At 70.9% G+C, this 18,886-nt stretch carries 10 protein-coding genes; 6 read left to right on the top strand and 4 right to left on the bottom strand.

Annotated features, from left to right (window positions below; all coding sequences use genetic code 11):
- The first annotated feature begins 198 nt into the window (after window positions 1-198).
- Genes OZ403_RS23070 through OZ403_RS23055 form a run of 4 tightly spaced genes read left to right on the top strand, consistent with a single transcriptional unit; the run spans window position 199 to window position 10,493 of the window.
- Window positions 199-1,860 carry a TolB family protein gene (locus OZ403_RS23070; protein WP_268781748.1) on the top strand — a complete coding sequence of 554 codons (1,662 nt, stop codon included), beginning with the start codon at window positions 199-201 and terminating at the stop codon, window positions 1,858-1,860.
- 36 nt (window positions 1,861-1,896) lie between these two features.
- The gene (locus OZ403_RS23065; protein WP_268781747.1) at window positions 1,897-3,798 is read left to right on the top strand and encodes a hypothetical protein; all 1,902 of its coding nucleotides are present in this window, start codon (window positions 1,897-1,899) and stop codon (window positions 3,796-3,798) included.
- Window positions 3,795-7,391, top strand: a complete 3,597-nt coding sequence (locus tag OZ403_RS23060) for a flagellar motor protein (RefSeq protein ID WP_268781746.1) — start codon at window positions 3,795-3,797, stop codon at window positions 7,389-7,391. Before OZ403_RS23065 ends, OZ403_RS23060 begins: the two co-directional genes overlap by 4 nt.
- A 9-nt stretch (window positions 7,392-7,400) precedes the next feature.
- Entirely contained in the window at window positions 7,401-10,493 is a 3,093-nt protein-coding gene (locus tag OZ403_RS23055) for an MYXO-CTERM sorting domain-containing protein (protein WP_268781745.1), read from the top strand.
- A gap of 8 nt (window positions 10,494-10,501) precedes the next feature.
- On the opposite strand, the gene OZ403_RS23050 is transcribed toward OZ403_RS23055, so the two are convergent.
- Entirely contained in the window at window positions 10,502-11,890 is a 1,389-nt protein-coding gene (locus tag OZ403_RS23050; RefSeq protein WP_268784898.1) for a response regulator, read from the bottom strand.
- Between the two features lie 12 nt (window positions 11,891-11,902).
- On the opposite strand from OZ403_RS23050, the gene OZ403_RS23045 reads away from it, so the two are divergent.
- Together OZ403_RS23045 and OZ403_RS23040 are read left to right on the top strand one after the other, a co-directional pair.
- Window positions 11,903-12,289 carry a VOC family protein gene (locus OZ403_RS23045; RefSeq protein ID WP_140793033.1) on the top strand — a complete coding sequence of 129 codons (387 nt, stop codon included), beginning with the start codon at window positions 11,903-11,905 and terminating at the stop codon, window positions 12,287-12,289.
- A gap of 65 nt (window positions 12,290-12,354) precedes the next feature.
- Window positions 12,355-13,665 (top strand): general secretion pathway protein GspE, encoded by a 1,311-nt coding sequence (locus tag OZ403_RS23040; protein WP_140875938.1) that lies wholly within the window; start codon window positions 12,355-12,357, stop codon window positions 13,663-13,665.
- Window positions 13,666-13,693: 28 nt separating this feature from the next.
- On the opposite strand, the gene OZ403_RS23035 is transcribed toward OZ403_RS23040, so the two are convergent.
- The 3 genes from OZ403_RS23035 to OZ403_RS23025 form a co-directional block, all read right to left on the bottom strand.
- Entirely contained in the window at window positions 13,694-14,953 is a 1,260-nt protein-coding gene (locus OZ403_RS23035; protein ID WP_268781744.1) for a saccharopine dehydrogenase family protein, read from the bottom strand.
- Between the two features lie 84 nt (window positions 14,954-15,037).
- Window positions 15,038-17,242, bottom strand: coding sequence for a protein kinase domain-containing protein (locus OZ403_RS23030; protein WP_268781743.1), 2,205 nt, complete (start codon window positions 17,240-17,242; stop codon window positions 15,038-15,040).
- A 68-nt stretch (window positions 17,243-17,310) separates the two neighbouring features.
- The gene (locus OZ403_RS23025; protein ID WP_140793025.1) at window positions 17,311-18,657 is read right to left on the bottom strand and encodes a trypsin-like peptidase domain-containing protein; all 1,347 of its coding nucleotides are present in this window, start codon (window positions 18,655-18,657) and stop codon (window positions 17,311-17,313) included.
- Window positions 18,658-18,886: the final 229 nt, after the last annotated feature.

The raw sequence follows: 18,886 nt of genomic DNA, 5'->3' as shown, positions 1-18,886 counted from the left end.
GCCTCCCTACACTTCCGGGAGGAGTCATTCCTGTTCAAGGGCAATCCCGGGCGAAAGCCCAGGTGCGCAAAGCCGCGGGGCCTGAAGTACGGCCGGCCGTGACCGCCGTGGGAAGTCAGCACCGGACGGGTTCCGGGCCCACTGCGCCTTGGGCGGGGCATGGGTCTTCATTTCGGAACCCCCGGGAGGTCCTATCCGATGCTGCGGACACTGGCCCTGAGTTGCTGCCTGTTTTCCCCGCTCGCCTTCGCCTCCACACCGGAGCTCCGCACCCTGACGGGCACCCTGCACGTGGTGGCCGGCGGCCCGGGTGACCAGACGGACCCGCACGTCAGCGGACCGCTGGTCGCCTATACGAACGAGTCCCGCGGCACGAGCGAGATTCGCTACCACGACCTGCGGACCTCCGTGGACGCGGCCATCCCCAATGGGGGCGCGTTCGACTTCGTGTCGGACATCTCGGACGGCACCATCGTCTTCACGCGCGTGAGTACTTCGAGCGCCATCTACACGTTCGACGTGGGCGTGGACGCGGCGCCTCGTGAGTTGGCACCGGAAGCGGGCAGCAGCCGGCGCTCCGCGGTGATTGGCGGCCGCACGGTGGCGTGGCAGGACTTCGGCTACACCGGCGTGACGTCGCAGCCGGAGATCGCCGTGTATGACCTGGACCAGGGCTCGCTCACCCGGCTCACGGATGACACGTTCCAGGACCGCATGCCCGCGGTGTCGCCGGATGGCTCAACAGTGGTCTGGGCCAAGTGCGATGAGCAGGGCCTGCGTTGCGACATCTGGCAGGCGCGGCGGAGCGCCAACGGCTTCAGCTCGCAAGCGCTGACGGGAAGCGAGGGCGAGGAGTCGCAGCCGGACACCAACGGGGACATCGCCGTCTACGCCAGCACGCGGACCCTCGATGGCGTGACGGACCGGGACATCTACTGGAAGCCACTCAATGGCGGCACGGAGCAGCGGCTGGCGCTGCCGGGCATGGACGCGAATCCCAGCATCAGCGGTTCGCTGATTGCCTTCGAGCGCAGGGACCCGGTGAAGAACGACTTCGACATCGTGCTCTACGACTTGAGCACCGAGACGCTCTACGCCATCACCGAGACACCGGAGAACGAGAGCCTCACTGACCTGAGCGTGGACGCGGATGGCTCGGTGCGCGTGGTGTGGACCGTCTCGGAGAACGGCGACTTCAACGTCCATGCCTTCACCTTCAAGTTGGATGACAAGCCTGGCTGCAAGCTCGCGGCGGTGGACACGCCATCCCCGGCGGAGGTCTGCGCGCGGCCCGGTACCTGGCCGCTGCTGGCGGCACTGGAGGTGGCGCGCACCAGTGGCCAGCCCAACGGTGTGGCGCTCGGGTTCGCTGGCACGGGTGAGGGCGTGTTGTGCGTGGACAACGGCTACAACGGCGAGGACACCACCGCGGGCTGGGTGTGGATCAACGGCCGCGAGCTGGTGGACCCGTCCCGCTTCAAGCAGGGGGTGCCGCTGGTGGCCACGCGCGCGCCGCTGGATGGGGACAACTCGCTGGCGGCGCTCATCTCTGGCAAGCCCGGCAGTGCCTTCCGGCTTCGCGTCTACGGTCCCCCCTCCGTGTGTCAGCCCGTGGCGGACACATCCACGGGGGCCCGCGTCATTCCGGGGCATGCGTTGAAGCCGGTGTCATCTGCGTCCTCGGCGGTGTCGCCGGTGACCTTCGTGCCCGAGGGGCCAGTGCGTGACACAGGGCTTCGGGGCTGTAGCACGGGCGGCGGGCCGTTGACGCTTTCCGGGGTGATCCTGTTGTTGGCGTGCTGGCTGCGTCCGAGCGCGCGGATACGGAAGGGGCTTCGGCACAGCCACCGCGCCCTGTAGACTGGCTCGGCCCTGAACCGGTTTCTCCTCTTCGGATTGTTGCTGCTGTGTGCCCCGGCCTGGGCGGACACGCTCGAGATTCTCGGGCCTTCGTCCGCCGTGGCGCCGGATGGATTCCCCGTGGCACTCGTGCGCAAGGATTCGGCGGGCCGTCCGGTTCCGATGGGGAAGCCTTCGGTGCAGGCAGACGGCGCGGAGCTGCGCGAGGACACCGCGGAACCGCCGCTGCGCACATTCATGGTGACGCCGCGTCCGGGCGCGCGTGACGTCGTGGTCCGCGCGAGCGTGGATGGACTGGCGGCCCAAGCGCGCTACGTGCTGGGGCCACCGGCCGCCGAGGTGCGGTTGGCGCTGGTGCCTCCCGCGCCCGTGAAGGGCAAGGACACGGAGGCGCAGCTCACCGTCCGGTTGGTCCGGCCGGATGGCACTCCGGATGACAGCGGCGCGCCCCCCGTGGTGCGGGTCAGCGTGGGCCGTGTGGAAGGGCTGGAGCGGACGGGGCCGGGCACGTATCGCGCGCGCTACGTCCTGCCGGACACGCGTTACCCCGAAGTGGCCATCTTGGTGGCCTTCTCCGCGTGGCCCAGCCCGCAGTCGGTGCATGGGGCCTACGGGCGCGTGCTCGTTCCGCTGGCCGCGTCCGTGAATCTTCCGGGAACGACGGAGCCCGACGCCGAGATCGCCATCGACATCGCGGGCCAGACGTTCGGTCCGGCGGTGGCCGGGCATGACGGCCGCTTCCGGGTGCCCATCATCGTCCCGCCCGGACATCGCATCGGGCAGGGGCGGGTGGTGGACAAGGTGGGCAACGTGCGACGGATGCCCATTGACCTGCGGTTGCCGCCCACCGATGGCCTGGCCTGTGTGCTTCAGCCGCAGCGCCTCCCCGCGGACGGCGTGTCCCAGGCCCGGCTGGTCTGCGCGACGAGTGATGCCATGGGCCAGCCCGTGGACGATGCACGCGTCACGACGCAGGTCCGCCACGGCACCTTGCGCGGCCCCGCGCGCGCGCCGGGAGGATTGCTGGAGTGGCGCTACACCGCGCCGCGGAAGTTGGTGAGCGATGAGCACATCGAAGTCGCGTGGCCCCAGCGAGGACCTGGCTCGCGCGAGTCTCCGGCGCTGGAGTTGGTGCAGGGGCCCGTCGCGACGACCCGCCTCGAACTGGGTGAAGCGCTGGTTCACCACGGGGCTCGCACGCGTGTGGAAGTGACGGCGCGGGATGCCTTCGACCGTCCCCGGCCGGGTGCGACGGTGGAGCTGAGCGCACCGGTGGGGACCTTCGCTCCGGTGGAGGAGCCGCGGCCGGGGACCTTTGTCAGCGCCTGGGCGCCGCCGGCCACGGGGGAAGCGACGGACGTGGACCTGCGTGCCCGCGCGTGGGGGCCTTCGGGCAATGAGCCGGCGCGCATCACCGTGTGGCGGGCCGAGGGCGAGCTGTACGCGGGCGTGTCCGACCTGGCGGGTCTGCCGGTGCCGGGACAGCCGCTGCGTGTGGATGGCCGCGAGGTGACGACGGGCACGGACGGCGCGGTGCGCTTGGGGCCCGCGCGCCCGGGGACGCTGGAGATTTCGCACGGTGTGTGGACGGGCCTGACGCGGACGGTTCACGTGTTGGGCTCGGAGGGGCCTGTGTTTCCGTTGGAGCGCCCGCTGGTGTCGTCCGCCGCGTCCCAGCGCGTGCGACTGGCACCTGAGATTCCAGTGAACGTGCGGCTCACGGTGAGCGGGACTCGGGTGACGTACTGGGTGGAGGACGCGAACGGGAAGGTGCTGACCGGGCGCGAGGTGTTCGTCTCGCTGACAGGTGGTGAGCGAGCCGAAGAGCGGGTGGAGGAGGGGCGCACATCCTTCACGGTGCGAGCGCTGGGACCGGTGAGTGTCTCCGTCGCGGATGTCGCCACGGGCGTCACGGCGTTGGCCGAGGTGCGCCCATGATGCGCATGTTGGCCTGCCTGTTCGCCGCCGCGATGCTGGTGCCGCTGAGCACCTGGGCGCAGGCGCTGTCGCAGGACACACCGTCGCAGGCCTCCACCATCGCGGGCCGGGTGTGCCAGGACGTGGACGGCGATGGGCTGTGCGGCGCGGAGGAGCCGGGCCTGCCAGACGTGCGGTTGGTGCTCACCACCGGCCGCGATGTCCGCACGGACGCCCGGGGCCGCTTCCACATCACCGGCGTCGATGCCCGCGTGCCGGATGCGGTGGGTGGGCTGCACCTGCGGCCAGGGCGTCAGCGGTTGAAGGTGGATACGCGCTCGTTGCCGGTCTCCAGCCGGGTCAGCCCGGAGGCGGCGACGGTCGAGGTTCCTTGGGGCGCCGTCGTCCTCCAGGACTTCGCCGTGCGCAGCATCCCGGTGGAAGCCGCGCCCGTGCGGCTCTCCTTTACCGAGGCACCGCCCATGGCGGAAGTCGCGCCAGGGCAGGGCGTCGTGCGCTTCCGTGTCGCAGGACAGGCCTCCACGGGCGACGCCGTCACCGTGTCGGGTGTGGCGGCCCAGGTGGACGCGAAGGGCGCATGGCAGGCGCAGGTGCCGCTCGTCGCGGGAGAGAACCAACTCTCCATCACCGCCACGGGGGCCCAGGGCACGGTGCGCCTGTACCGCCAGCGCGTGGACGTGGTGCCGCGTGACGGCGGCTGGCTGGTGGCCCCCAGACCGATGCTGCCCCTCGCCACACTCCAGATGCCCGCGGGCCGTGACGCGCCCGCGGCCAGTGGTGCCTCCCGCGTGCAGGTCGAGGCGCCCGTGGGTACGCGCGTCCGCACGCCCGAGGGCGAAGTCGTGGTGGGGCCCGAAGGCCGTGTGGATGTCCTGGTGGTGCTGTCCCCGGGGCGCAACCAGGTGCCCGTGCGGTTGTCGCTGCCGGATGCTCCGCCTCGTGACGAGACGCTGGAGATTGCCGCCGCGGTACGCCCCTTCGCCGTGGGCCTGCTGGACCTGGAGGCCACCTATGCGCCGCGAAATGGCGACGTGCAGCTGCGGGGACGAGGCTCTGCTCACGCGGAGCTCCGGCTGGGCGCGGTGGATCTGGTGGGCGAGCTGGACCTGCGCGACACGGATGGCCGCACGCTGAACGGTGCCAGCCTGCCGGACTGGCTCCGCCCGCGCATGCCGGAGCGCTTCGACCGCGCCGCCGACCCGGACCTCGCGCCCGCGGAGTGGGGCGACGACTCGGTGTCACTGACGCCCAATGCCTCGGAGGCACGTCTTCGGTTTGAGGCGCGCCACGCGGAGCACGGCCGCGCGGGCCTGGGCACCTATCGCGCGCAGCTTCACGACCGTGAGGTGGGCCGTTATCACCGTCCGCTCTTCGGCCCCTACGCGGAGGTTCATGCCGGCGAGGAGGCGGCGCGCGTGGGCGTGAAGGCGTTTGGCGGGAGCCTGACGGACCCGGTGCGGCAGGTGTCCGCGGTGCCCGCGCACGAGGAACTGCGCGCCACGGGCGGAAGCCTTTACTACCTGGGCGCGGCATCGGTGGCGGAGGGCTCCGAGTTGGTGCGCGTGGAGCTGCGGGATGGCGTCACCGGTCTGCCGCTGGGCGAGCGGCACCTCATTCGCGGCATCGACTACGACATCGACTACTTCGCCGGCCGCATCCTCCTGGCGCGTCCGCTCTCCTTCCTCGCGGGCGAAGCCTGGCTGCGGACCAGCGCGCCCACGGAGTCACCCGAGCCGGTGCTGGTGGTGGACTACGCCGCGCTGCGGAACGCGGACGCGGGCGACACGGCGGGCGGTGAGGTGTGGGGCGAGTGGCGCGGCTCGCGGCTGGGACTGGGCGCGGTACGCGAGGGCCGGGAGGGACGGCCGTACACGCTCTACACGGGACGCGCGAGCACGGCGCTCGGTGGTTACCGCATGGCGGCGGAAGTCGCGTCCAGCCGTGGCACCGCCATGGATGCTTCGTTCTTCGGCGTCTCGGATGACGGTGGCCTCAGCTTCATCCGTCCCCTACCGGACATGGGCAGCGGCGCGGAGGCCGTGAGTCTCCAGCTCTCAGGCCCCGGGCTTCACGGCGAGGGCTCCGTGGACGCGGCGTTCCGCCTGCGCGGGCGGGGCTTCTCCGATGGCGCGCATACCGACGCGGCGCGCTTCCGGCAGTCGTCACTCCGTGTGAGTCAGCCGTTGGGCCGGCTCCGGTTGACGTTGCTGGCGGACGAGCGGCGCTCGGCTGACCCGCGTGAACCCTTCGTGGACAGCCCGTTCTCCGCTCGCGTCCTGGCCGCGGGTGTTGGTTGGGAGGAGTCGCGCTGGGGCGTGCGCGCGGAGGTTCGCGACTCGCGGTTGAACGCGGCGCGGGTGGCGGGCGTGGGGCCCACGCTCTTCGGTGGTCGCACCTCCGCGGGTGTGGCGGGCTCGCTGCGGGTGTTCGAGCGGCTTCAGCTCCGCGCCGCGCACCGTCAGGCCCTGGCCCTGCATGGCGAAGGGCCCGGACGCTTCGATGACACCTTCACGTCCGCGGGCGTGGATGTCGAGGTGGACCGGACCACGCGCGCAGGGGTGTTCGGAGGCTGGGGGCCGGAGCTGGGCCCCCGGGCGTGGGCCAACGTCGAGTCGCGGCGGGGCCAGGACGTGTTCTACGGCGGATACTCCGTCGACGTGGACGGCCCTGACTTCGGCGCGGGACGGACGCTGACGGGCGCCCGCACGGAGCTGCCCGAGAGTGGCACCGCGCTCTTCGTGGAGGATGTGGGCTCGCACGACGCGACGGCCGTGCGGCTGGCTCGCGCCGTGGGCTTCCAGCAACTGGTGACGGGCGGTTTCAGCGTGGGCGCGCGCTACGAGCGCGGCGTGCGCAGCCTGTTGGACGTGGACAGCCCGCTGCGGCGCGAGGCGGGCGGTGTCTTCGGGCAGCTCGTCCTGGCGCGCTTGCGGCTGGACGGGCGTGTGGAGCTTCGCCGGGAGGAGGGCACGCCGGAGCGAGGCGCGGCCACCGCGGTGGACCGCCTGCAGGCGGTGGTGGCACTGGCCGCGCAGGCGCAGTTGCTGGAGGACGTGACGGCCTCCGGGCGGGTGGACTTCGCGCGCACCGTCAACGCGGACGTGCTGGAGACGCGGCTGGTGGAAGGCTACGCCGCGGTGGCGTGGCGGCCGGGGCCCTGGCTGGTGGTGGCGCGTTACGGCATCACCCGCGAGCTGTTGCCCGGCGTCCGGTCCGCCTTTGGAGACCGGGCCTTGCAGACCCTCTCCCTCTTGCCGGCGGTGCGCCTGGGCGACCGGCTCTCCGTGGCGGCGGGTCTGCATGCGGGGCACACCCGGGCGGAGGACTCGGGGCGTTGGGTGTGGACGGGCACCATCCGTCCCGCGGTACGAATCGTGGGCGGTCTGGAGCTGGGGGCCGAGCTGGCACGGCGAACGGCGTCTCCCGAAGGCGAGCGGCTGACCGCGCTCCGTGCGGAAGTCGCCTATCGGGTCGATGAACGGCTGCGCTTGGCCACCGGGTACACACTCCTGGGCTTCAGCGGCTTGGGTTTGTCCCCCGACTCGTCGGACAATCAGGACCGGCTCTATCTGCGAGCCGAAGTGGCCTACTAGGAGCAAGCCGTGCGTCCCCTCGTCATCATCAGCCTCTGCCTGGGTGTGGCCACCGCGGCACGCGCCGAATGGGACGTGACGGAGGTGCCGGGCATCGCCCGCACGGTGGACGTCTTCGCTCCGGGCAGCTACTCGGTGAGCACCTCGACGCAGACGGAGCTGTACGAGAACGGCATCCAGTCCGCCGTCTTCCTGCACAGCGACGTCTTCGGCACGTTCCTGTCTCCGATGGGCTGCTTCGCCGTCGTCGTGCGCCCGGGTGACGTCATCAGTCACCAGAACTGCCGTGCGGCTGGAAACATCATCCCCCCGGACCCGGTGAACACCGTGGTGGGTATCCGGCGGGTGAAGCACACCCCGTCTGGTACGGGCTATGCCGCGGTGGCCCTCTCCGACGGTGGACTCTCACTGCTGACGGCGTCAGCGGGGCTCGCAGGCCCCACCCCCTGGACGCAGCTGAGCGTCGACGCGGGCCTCCTGTCCTCCACGGACGTGCTGGGCGTGGTGGAGACATCGGATGGCGCGCCCCATGCGCTCTTCAGTGTCACCGGCGTCTCCCGGACGGAGTTCCTCTGGTACACGCGGGACAGGCGTCAGGCGCAGATGGTCGTGCCGCCGCTGCTGACCAGCCAGTCCCCGCGCACGGTGGACCTCTTCGCCGGAAGCGGGCCGTATCCCATCGCGTTGTTCGGCAATTCGGACGGCCTGTTCCGCGGACAGCTGGACCCGGCCGGGACGACCTTCTCCACCGTGATGTTGCCCGACAGCATGCCCGTCAGCATCACCTCGGTGGACGTGAACACGGGCAACGGCAGCGTCCATGGCGAGGGCTTCGGCCTCGCGGTGGGCGTGGGGACCAACGGGGAGCCAGTGGTGCTGGGGGCCGTGCCCGCGAGCAGCGCGGACAACGCGGGGACTCAGTGGCGGTTCCACCCGGCCTTCGAGGGCTCGGCGCTTCCGGGCGCTTCGCAGGCGACGCCGCTCGAGGTGTCGTGCATCGGCTCCTCGTTCTGCCTGTTCATCCTGGACCAGCCGGGCTTCAACGTCGTGACGTACTTCAATGCCCACGCCCCCGTGCTGGACGTGGGGCCCTCGCCCATCGTGGTGAACGAAACGGGGACGGCGACGGCCCGGTTCACTGCCACCGACGCCGACTTCGATGCGGTGCGCGTGTCGGTGGATGCCTCGTCAGCGCCGGGCTCCGACCTGATTGGCGTCAACATCGTCGAGCACCCCGACCAGCTCGACGTGACGCTCGTTCCGCAGCGGCCCGTCTGCAGGGACGAAGAGGGGCTCCTGCGGGTCTACGCCTCGGACGGGCTCGCGTCCCACGATGTGCAGTCCACGGTGGCCTACCGGGTGGTGAACACCCAAGGGCCCGCGCGCCCCACGGTGGTGCCCTCACGGGAGTCGACCACCGCGTCGGGCGCGTCGCGGGTGTTCACCGCGCAGCCGGCGATGGAGGCCTGTCCGGCGGTGCGCTACGTCTGGTCTCCCGTCTCGGGACAGTCGGGCGCACCGCCGCTCTCCACCGATGGCGGCGCCCACGCGACCTTCACGCCGCCGGAGGTGCTGTGCCAGGCGTCGGGTGCCAGCTACGCGTACGAGGTCCGTGGCGTGGACGAAGGTGGCCTGACGTCCAGCGCCGTCGCCATCTTCACCGTGGACGTCGCGCCCTGGGGCCGGCCGTTGGTGCCCTTCGCCTCGGGCTGGGAGCGGACGCTCACGTCGGGTCCAGGGGCCAACGTGGATGTGGTCCCCGATGCGCTGCACACCTGCGAGGGGACGCCCGGATTGCCGACCGTGGACACGGAGTGGCGGCTGAGCGCTTCCGGTTCGGGCATTCCCGACGGTGTCACCTTGAGGACCGCAGGCGGAGCGGCTGTCACGTTGGACTCGCCGGTGTCGAGCGAGCGCCTGCGCGTCGAGGCCGCGGAGTGCGCGCACGGGACGCTGGCCCTCACCGCCAGGAATCGGATTCCCGTCACCGGCGGTGGCACGCAGGACAGCGCTGACGCCGAGCTCCGCGTTCGGGTGGAACCTTCCCTGGAGGACGTGGCCACGGGCAGCCTGGAGCTGGGCGTGGTGCCGTCGGGCGAAGGGCACGTGGACATCGCCCTGGACACGTCGCTGAACTGCGTGGACGCGCGCACGCTGAAGGCGCGGATGTTCCTGGAGACACTGGGCGGCGAGGCACTGGACTCGGCGGTGGTGCCGGTACCCGGGACGTGGCGCCCCGCGCTCCCGCAGTCCTGCACCGTCGAGTCCTACCGCGTGCGCGGCGAGCTCTTCGATGACAGTGAGGGGCCGGTGCGAGAGGGTGGCCGTGCCCAGGCGGAGATTCCCAACCAGCCCCTGCCGGCGCGGCTGGGAGAGCTCGAAGCCGGGGCGCTGGTGGCACGCTGTGGCGAAGGCGCGAGCGCCACGCTGACGCAGACGATTCCAGCCAATGCCTGCGGCGACGTGGCCATCTCCTGGTCGCAGGTGGCGGGGCCCGCGCTGTCAGAGGTCTCCCTGGCGGGCTCGAGCGTCACGGTGAGCACGCAAGAGACAGGGCTGGAGGCGCTGGTGGGCCAGGCCATCACCCTGCGCGTCCTCGCCGACGCGGGCGGCAGCAACACCGCGACCACGGATTACGTGCTGCCAATCACCTCCGAGCGCTTCGTGGACGTGCGTCACGCGATGGAGTCGCCCACGGCGTCGGAGAAGGGGCTGGTGGGCGTGGTGGTGGAGCTGCGCAACACCTCCGAATGCGAGGTCGGTGGCCTCCGCTACCTGGAGAGCGTGGACGGGTTGGAGTGGGTGCCCGGCAGCGTGAAGCTGGACGGCGTCGCGGTGGAGGCGCAAGCGATGAACGGTGGCTTCCGGGTGGAGGACATCCGGCTGCCCGCGCAGGGCACGCGGACGCTGACGTACGTGGGCCGCTCGCCGCTGCTGTCCACGCCGCGGCTGGGCGGGGAGATGACCCTCAACGGCGTGCCCGTTTCGGGGGATGCCTCGGTGCCGCCTCCGACGTCGGGATGCGGCTGCTCGGGAGGTGGTTCGGGCGCCGCCGTCTTCGGGCTGGCGGCGCTGGCGCGGGTGCTGCGCCGCCGGAAGTAGGGCGGCGGTTACAGCCCGAAGCTGATGCGGTGACGGCGGCTCGGCGTGTCGGGCCGCTCCTCCAGTACACCGAGGAGCTCCAGTCCCCGCAGCGTGGCCAGCGTCTGCCGCTCCGGCAGGTCGGTGAGGGCGAGCAGGTCCTCCACCGTCTTGCTGCCGTCCGCATACGCCAGCACCAGGGCCTGGGCCCCTTCGAGCTTCAGCTCGTGCAGGCCGTAGGGCGCATCGGCGGTGGGGAACAGCCGGCGCGAGCGCGGCATGTGCTGACGCAGCGTCACCAGCGTCTCCGTCTTCGCCACGCCCTCCAGCACCAGGTCACCGGGGAAGACGGACAGCTTCACCAGGTCCGTGCGGCGGGGGCGCATGGCACTGAAGCCGAAGCCGCCGTCCTTCCACGTGAAGGTGGACCAGATGATTTCCTTCACCTGCTCCACCAGCAGCTGCTTTCGCTGGGCCGCGTCCATCAGGCCCATGCGCAGCAGGGCCTCGCCGGTGCGCAGGCCGTGCTCCTTCGCGAAGGCGGTGACCTCGGCGAGCCGGGCCTCGGGCAGCACTCCCTGGCGGATGCAGAAGCGGCCGAAGCGCTCGGCGGCGAGGTTGGACGCGGCGTACACGACGCGGCCGGACTCGAAGTAGACGACCTTGAGCACCTGGCCCTGCTGAAGCTTCAGCTCGCCGTGGTGGCGGGCCTCGTAATAGGCGTTGAGCAGCCGCGCGACGGTGGCGTCCCCCAGGACGCCGCCCAGGGACCACTCGGGCAGCGCGCGCTTGGGCGGCGGCGGAGTCGAAGGCGCGGTGCTTTCGCTCCATACCTGCTCGCGCCTGCCGAAGGGCAGGGGGAGGGCGTGCTCCGCGTCCGCGGGCTCTGGCAACGGGTCCGTACTGGGGACGACCTGCAGGGGCTCGGCGGCGTCGCCGGACTCAGGGGGGAACTCTTCCAGCACGATGAGGTCCTCGGCATCGAGCAGCTCGTCCAGCAGCACGCTCTCCGCGATGGGCGGGGGAGCGCGGGGTTGAGGTGCAACGCCACCGGCCTGCTCCAGGGCCTCCATGACGGTGATGAGCTCGAACGGCTTCTCGAAGAAGGTCCGGGCGCCGTGGACCTGCACGGCCTCCTGGGCGAAACGGTCCCCTTTGTACACACCGCTGACGGCGATGGCGGGGATGCCATGGGCACGCAGCGCGGCCAGCACCTCGCTGCCCCGGATGTCCGGGAGCAGCAGGTCCACCAGGGCCGCGTCCCAGTGTTGTCCGGGGCCAAGGGACTCCAGCGCGGCCTCGCCAGTGGCCGCGGCCTTCGCGTCGTGTCCCCGGCTTTGCGCCAGGGCGACGATGAGGGAGGCCAACTCGTGGTTGTCTTCGACGATGAGCAGTCGCGCCATGGGCGCGCAGACCATAGCATCCACGTCATGGACGTTCAGGGCTTCCACCACGTGGCCATCCAGGCGCGGGACATCGAGTGTGTCACCGGCTTCTACAGAGACCTGCTGGGCTTTCCGGAGTTGACCCGTCATCTCCGCCCGGACGGCTCCCTGCGGAGCATCTGGGTGGGCGTGCCTGGGGGCGGCTTCCTGGCCATCGAGGCGGCGGACGGCGAGCTCGTCTCCACTCCCTTCCGCCATGAGGCGCCGGGCCTCCTGCTGCTGGCGTTCCGGATCTCGAAGGCTGCTCGAGCGGAGGTGGTCGACACCTTCACCCGCGCGGGTGTGCCGCTGGAACACGAGACGCGGTGGTCGGTGTACGTCCGGGACCCCGAAGGCAACCGCGTGGCGCTCAGTCATCACCCGGAGGACTAGGCGCACCGTCCCACGGGTGCGGGTGTGCTTGCGGAGCGGGACGGGGCACGGCTACAAGCGGCCCCATGCGCCTGGGTGAACAGCTCCTGAAGGATGGTCTCGTCACCGTCGAGGGACTCGAAGAAGCGCTCGAGGCCCAGGTGGTGCATGGCGGGCGGCTGGGAACGAACCTGGTGGAGCTGGGCCTGCTGTCGGAGGTGGACCTGGCGAAGACGCTGGGGAAGGTCCACAACAGCGCGTTCGCGTCCGGGGAGATGGTTCCGGACCCCAAGGCGATGGAGCTGGTCTCCTCGAACCACGCGGACGACAAGGAGTACCTGCCCATGCGGGTGGACGCGACGCGGCTGAGCATCGCCGTCGTGAACCCGCACGACTTCGCGACGCTGGACGGGATTGCCTTCAAGACGGGCAAGCGCGTGGTGGCGGTGGTCATCCCCGAGTTCCGGATGAACCAGCTGCTGCGCCGCTATTGCAAGGCGTTCCGGCCGCTGCGCGCCATTGACATGAACGCGGTGCGGCCTCGTCCCTCAGCGGGCTCGCAGGCCGAGCTGGCCAAGGCCGCGGAGACGCCGCCAGATTTGATGAGCGAGGAGGAGTTCCAGTCCGTCTACGCCTCCGCCCTGCGCGGTGGCGCCGACTACGACGGGGACATGGGCGAGGAGGAGATCATCACCGGCGTGGAGGTGCTGGAGGCCGCGCCCGAGCCGGTGGCGCCCGTGCCTCCGCCCGCGACGGTCCGGCCGCAGGCGCCCGTGGCTCCGCCGCCGCCGCCTCAGGCCATCGTCGTTCCGCCGCAGATGGTGCAGCCGGCTGTGCCGCCTCCGGCGCCCGAGCTGGGCGGCACGCCGCTCCCTGTGCAGGTGCCGCGCGCACCGGAGCCGCCGCCGACGCCGCTGACCTTCGCGGAAGCGCAGGCGGAGCTGGCGCGCAGCTCGGACCGCGAGGACGTGGCGCGCACGGTGCTGCGCTTCGCGCTGGGCAAGTGGAAGCGGAACCTGCTGCTGTCGGTGCAGGGCAGCCTCGTGACGGGCTGGCATGGCATGGGGACGGGCGTTCGCGACGCGGTGGTGCGCCGCATCGGCGTGCCGCTGCGGGAGCAGAGCACCTTCCGGCTCGTGCGGGACACGCGCTCGCACTACATCGGGCCCGTCCGCCGCGATGCGGCCATGGGCGTGTTCTACAAGCTGCTGGGTGACGGGTTCCCGAAGACGGCCGTCATCCTCCCGCTGCTGGTGCGCGGCAAGGTCGTGCACCTGCTCTACGTGGACAACGGCCCGGACCAGCTCACTCCGCCCGACGTGGGCGAGTTGCTCATCCTCTCGCAGAGCGTGGGCCGCTCGTACGAGGCGATGATGCGGCGCCGCAAGAGCGCGTAGGACGTCGCGCGCTCGTTGCGGAATGGCTTCAGATGGACAGCTCCTCCACCTGGAACGTCATGCCCGCGCGGCGCAGCCGCTCCACCAGCCGCATGCCCATGGCGGAGGCCGGGGTGAGCACGCCGCCCGTGGTCGGATTGTCGTCGAAGGCGAGGCACAGCGCGGACTCGGCGAGCATCCGCGACGTGGCCGCGTAGCCCGGGTCTCCCTGCGCCGCGACCTTGCCCTTCAGCCGCACCTGCTTGCAGGTGTGGGGAGAGTTGCCTTCGCCGCGAAGCTGCGCGACGAAGAAGCCTTTCTCCCGGGCCTCCGGAGACGGGCCTTCACCCGGCGCGGGCAGGACCTTCTTCTCCAGCAGCGTGCGCAGGGGCTTCACCTGCATCGCGGCGACAACACCTCCCAGGCCCACGGTGACGCCCGTGGCGCGCAGCAGGCCCTTGGGCCCGGCGCCATAGCTGGCGACCTCCGTGTAACGGAAGCGCTCCCCCCAGGGGTGGCCGAGCAGCGCGTTGCTGCGCCGGACGACGCGCGTGTTCACGGTCGCCATGAAGAACGGGCCGGTCCACTGGCCCAACTCCTGGCTGTAGTGGACGCCCAACTCGTCCTTGGACTCGGGCGGCCAGCGTCCTGGGACGGGGTCCAGCGCATGCGGGTGGGCCATGATTCGCCGCACCGAGCGGTCCGTCGAAGCTTCCTCCAGGGCCTGCACCATGCTGGCCGCCGTGCCGCCACTGGCGCCACCACGCATGGGGCCCATGTAGAGGCGAAGGGCGTCCAGGTGGCCGCCGTGGCGCTCCCGCATGTGTTCCTGCATCATCAACACGCCCAGGTCCGACGGAATCGAGTCGAAGCCACAGGTGTGGACGATGCGTGCGCCGCTCTGACGCGCCTGCTCGTGGTGGGCGTCAATCATCCGCCGCATCCACTGCACTTCACCCGTCAGGTCGCAGTAGCTGACGCCAGCCCGGACACACGCGGCGACGAGGTCGCTGCCGTAACGTGCGTAAGGGCCCACCGTGGTGCAGACCACGCGGGTGCGAGGGACCAGGGCATCCAGTGACGTGGCGTCGCGCGCGTCCGCGACGAGCAGCGGCAGCTCCGCGAAGGAGGGCGCAATCGCCGCCAGCCCCTGCCGGACCTTCTCCAGCTTGCCGAGGTCGCGCCCCGCCAGGGCCCACCGCGCGCGGTGGCTGTCCTGGGTCCTGGCGAGATATTCGGCGACCAGGCGCCCGGTGAAGCCGGTGGCGCCCCAGACGATGATGTCGAACTCCGTGGCGGGGGTGTTCATGGGCGCGGGAGTGTGGTCGCGCCCCGAAGGCACCGCAACCGCGGCGTGAAACGAGTGTTCACGCCGCGGAGATTGCCACCCCGGTTACTCCTCTTCGGGCTTCTCGAAGTTGACGTCGAAGGTGACGCGCTGGCCCGGCTCCACCTTGAACGTCTTCTGCCACCGGGAGCTGTTCACGATGACCAGGAGCTGGTGCGTGCCTTCGTACAGGTCCAGTTCCTCAATGGGCGCGGCACCGATGAGCCGGCCATCCACCGTGACGATGGCGCCCTCCGGGGCGCGTACGTTCGCGAAGCCCTTGTTGAGGAAGATCTGCTGCGAGGAACGGCCACCCGCTGGCACGGTGATGACCCGTGTCGTCTGGATGCCGAGCACCGGGTTGCTGAGCGTCAGCACGTGACGGCCCGCGGGCACGGCCGCGGAGACCGGTGTGCGGCCCAGGTACTGGCCAGGAATCGAGACCTCCACGCGCGGGTCCACGGTGACGTCGAGCGTGCCCATGGGAATGCCGGCGTCCACGGGGCCCGCATCCAGCGTCACGCCGGCGTCGACGGGCAGCGCGTCGGTGACGCCCGCGTCCTCGAGCTCGGACTCGATGTTGGAGGGCAGCCGGCTGAGCACGACGGCCCCCGCGCCTACCGTGAGCGCCAGACCAACGCCCACGAAGGCCATCCAGGTGCGCGACTGCTTCTGCGCGGCGGGAGGCGTCGTGGGGGGCGCGTGTGCTCCCGTGCCCATCGTGCCGGTGGGCACAGCGGCTCCTGCTGAGGCCCCCGTGCCCGTGGCGCCGGGATGCGCCTGAGTGCCCGCGCCGGACTGAGTCTGTGCGCCCGCGCCGGAGTGGGCCTGTGCGCCTGCACCAGCCTGCGCAGGGGCGCCCGCGCCGGACTGAGTCTGTGCGCCTGAGCCTGAAGGGGCCTGAGTGCCTGCACCGGACTGATGTTGTGTGCCCGCGCCGGAGTGGGCCTGTGTGCCTGCGCCAGCCTGAGACGGGCCACCAGTATTGGACTGAGTCTGTGCGCTTGAATGCGACTGAGCGCCCGCGCCGGACTGCGCCTGGCCACCTGCACCGGACTGAGTCTGTGCACCCGCGCCACTCTGCGCGTGGCCACCCGCACCGGACTGCGTCTGGGCCCCCGCTGAACCGGAGCCGGACTGCCCCGTGATGCCCGCAGCCGAGGCCGCCTGCGCGTTGCCACCGGCCGCCGAGCCACTTCCAGCCTGCGCACCCGAACCATCGGACGCGCCCGAGGCATGCAACTGTCCCGGCAACTCCGGCCACTTCGCGGGCATCAATCCCGGGGGCAGGGCGCCGCGCGCGAGGAACTCCGCCACGGCGGGCGGAGAGATGCCAGCCTTCTGCATCACCTCGGCGATGCCCGCTTCAATCACCCGCCGCCGCGCCGCGCGAGCCTCGCTCTCGGGCGGGAAGTACTTCGACAGGAACTCCGAGAACTCCGCATGCGTGGGCAGCGAGCCGACGGCCTCGACCACGGCCTCGCGGAACGCGAGCGCCGTCGGATACCGCTCCTTGGCCCGCTTCGCCGTCGCCCGGCGCAGCACCGCGTCCAGCTTCAGCGGCACATCCTGCGCCATGGGCGGCAGCGAGCGCGTGAGCACGGCCTTGTCCGGGTCCGCGGCATCCTTGAAGGGAATCTTCCCGGAGAGGCACTCGTGCAGCACGAGTCCCAGGAGGAACACGTCCGACTGGACGTTGACCGCATCGCGTCCACCGAGGAGTTGCTCGGGCGCGCTGTACAAACGCCGGTTCTTCACGCGCTTGCCACCGCGCTCACGCGGAGCCACGCCGAGCGCGCCGTAGCCCGTCACCTTCGTCAGACCGCCGAAGGAGATCATCAGCGTCTCGGGCCGGACGTCACCGTGCACGAAGGGCGTGCCGTCGTCATTGCCGGCGACGTGCGCGTAGTGCAGACCCACGGCGGCATCCGCCACGACGAGCGCCGCGAAGTGCGGCGGCAGGCGGGGGTGGGCCTCCAGCAGGCGACGCAGGGGCTCGCCGTCGGCGAACTCGGTGACGCGGGCCAGGCCGCCGTCCTGCTCGGCCAGGGCGTGGACACGGAGGATGTGCGGATGCTCGAAGACGAGCGCGCGAGCTGTCTCGCGACGCAGGGTCGCCTTCAGCTCGGGGTTCTGCACGACATCTTGCGGTGCCCAGATGAGCACCACGGGACGGGGAGACGCGCCGTCCTCCAGGGCGAGTCCGAGGAAGGCACGTGAGCCTTCCCCGGCCAGCAGGGGACCAAGGGATTGGTAACGGACGGAACTCATGACACCGCATGTTAGTGCGAGTCACGCGGGTCCTGAAATACGGGGAGCCCGTCGCCTTTTCCCGACAGCTACAGCCGGTAGCCTGCTTCCTGCTCGAAGGGCAGCGTCACGTGGTAGCCGTAGCGCCCGCGCCGCACGAGCAACAGCACGCTACGTCCCCGTCGCGCGGTGAGCAGGGCCTCCCGGAAGGCGTCGTTCGTCGTCACGGGCTGGTTGTTCACTCGGAGGATGATGTCTCCGGGCTCCAGCCCGATGTCCGCAGCCGCCGAGCCCTGGCGCACGCCGGACACGGCCAGCCCGCCGCGAATCTCCTTCACACGGAGTCCCAGCCGCTCCCATGCCAGCCCCTCGACCATGCGAGCGGGGAACTCCACCGGCGTCACCTGGACGGTGCGCAGGCCGCCTTCGCGGAAGAGCACCACCGGGAAGGCGGAGCGGGCGGGGTAGCCGCGCACGCGGGTGTCGAAGTCCTCGGCGTCCTGGATGCGCGAGCCGCCCAGCTCCGCCACCACGTCCCCGCGCTTCACGCCGGCTTCGGCTGCCGGGCTACCGGCCTCCACCGCCGTCACCAGCGCGCCATAGGCCCGGTCCCACCCGAGCTGCCGGGCGACGCGGGGAGGCAGGTCGGCCGTATCGATGCCCACCCACGCCGGGCGCACCTTCCCGAAGCGGGTCAGCTCGTCGACGATGCGGCGCACCTTGTCGGCCGGAATCGCGAAGCCGATACCCTGCGCGCCGCCGCCGAAGATGGCGGTGTTGATGCCGATGATTTCCCCATCCACGTTGAGCAGCGGGCCGCCCGAGTTGCCCGGGTTGATGGCGGCGTCCGTCTGCACGAAGTCGTTGTAGACGCGGTTGTCGGCGCGGAAGGTGCGGCCCACCGCGGAGACGACGCCCGCGGTGACGGTTTTACTGAGGCCGAATGGGCTGCCGATGGCGACCACCGTCTCGCCAATCATCAGGTCGGAGCTGGTGCCCAGCTTCGCGATGGGCAGGGCCTCCTTGGCGTTGACCTTGAGCACCGCCAGGTCGTTCGCCGCGTCGCTGCCGATGACCTCCGCGTCGAACGAGCGGCCATCCGCCAGGATGACGTGGATGGCGGACGCGCCCCGGATGACGTGGTCATTGGTGACGATGATGCCGCTGGGGTCGATGATGGCGCCGCTGCCCAGGCCGGAGATTCTCTGGCGCTCCGGCTCCGCGCCCATGCCACCGAAGAACTCCTCCAGGGGAGAACGGCGTCCACGGAAGCGTGACTCCACCTCCTGCTCGGTGCCGATGTAGACGACGGCGGGGGAGACCTTCTGCACGACCTCGACGATGGCGTCACGTCGCCGCGCCATGTCCGCGCTCGCCGTGCCCGAGGTCAGCAGGGCCACCACCAGCAGGCTCCACCTCATGACTGCGTGCTTCATTCCAACCCTCCGTGCACCGCCAGGGATTGTCGGGCGAAGGACATTCTGACTGTCGGGAAGGCCGCAGCCTACCCGGGGCCCCCTGGATGCGGTGTCTCGCTCTTCATAAACCACTCCGGTCATCCATGAACGAATGCATCTCTGGGATGCACGTCCTCTCGGGGTGTCAGTACACCGTGGGAGTGGATTGTTATCCTGGCGGCGCGCAAGCAGTCGCAGCGTGCCGAGT

It is taken from the genome of Myxococcus sp. NMCA1 (assembly GCF_026810205.1).
Lineage (GTDB): Bacteria > Myxococcota > Myxococcia > Myxococcales > Myxococcaceae > Myxococcus > Myxococcus xanthus_A.
This window is presented reverse-complemented; position numbering and strand designations above follow the sequence as displayed.

Excerpts from the sequence above, each read along its gene's own strand:
- OZ403_RS23070 (WP_268781748.1), top strand. The coding sequence starts at position 199 with ATGCTGCGGACACTGGCCCTGAGTTGCTGCCTGTTTTCCCCGCTCGCC.
- OZ403_RS23060 (WP_268781746.1), top strand. The coding sequence starts at position 3,795 with ATGATGCGCATGTTGGCCTGCCTGTTCGCCGCCGCGATGCTGGTGCCG.
- OZ403_RS23050 (WP_268784898.1), bottom strand. The coding sequence starts at position 11,890 with ATGGTCTGCGCGCCCATGGCGCGACTGCTCATCGTCGAAGACAACCAC.
- OZ403_RS23045 (WP_140793033.1), top strand. The coding sequence starts at position 11,903 with ATGGACGTTCAGGGCTTCCACCACGTGGCCATCCAGGCGCGGGACATC.
- OZ403_RS23040 (WP_140875938.1), top strand. The coding sequence starts at position 12,355 with ATGCGCCTGGGTGAACAGCTCCTGAAGGATGGTCTCGTCACCGTCGAG.
- OZ403_RS23035 (WP_268781744.1), bottom strand. The coding sequence starts at position 14,953 with ATGAACACCCCCGCCACGGAGTTCGACATCATCGTCTGGGGCGCCACC.
- OZ403_RS23030 (WP_268781743.1), bottom strand. The coding sequence starts at position 17,242 with ATGAGTTCCGTCCGTTACCAATCCCTTGGTCCCCTGCTGGCCGGGGAA.
- OZ403_RS23025 (WP_140793025.1), bottom strand. The coding sequence starts at position 18,657 with ATGAAGCACGCAGTCATGAGGTGGAGCCTGCTGGTGGTGGCCCTGCTG.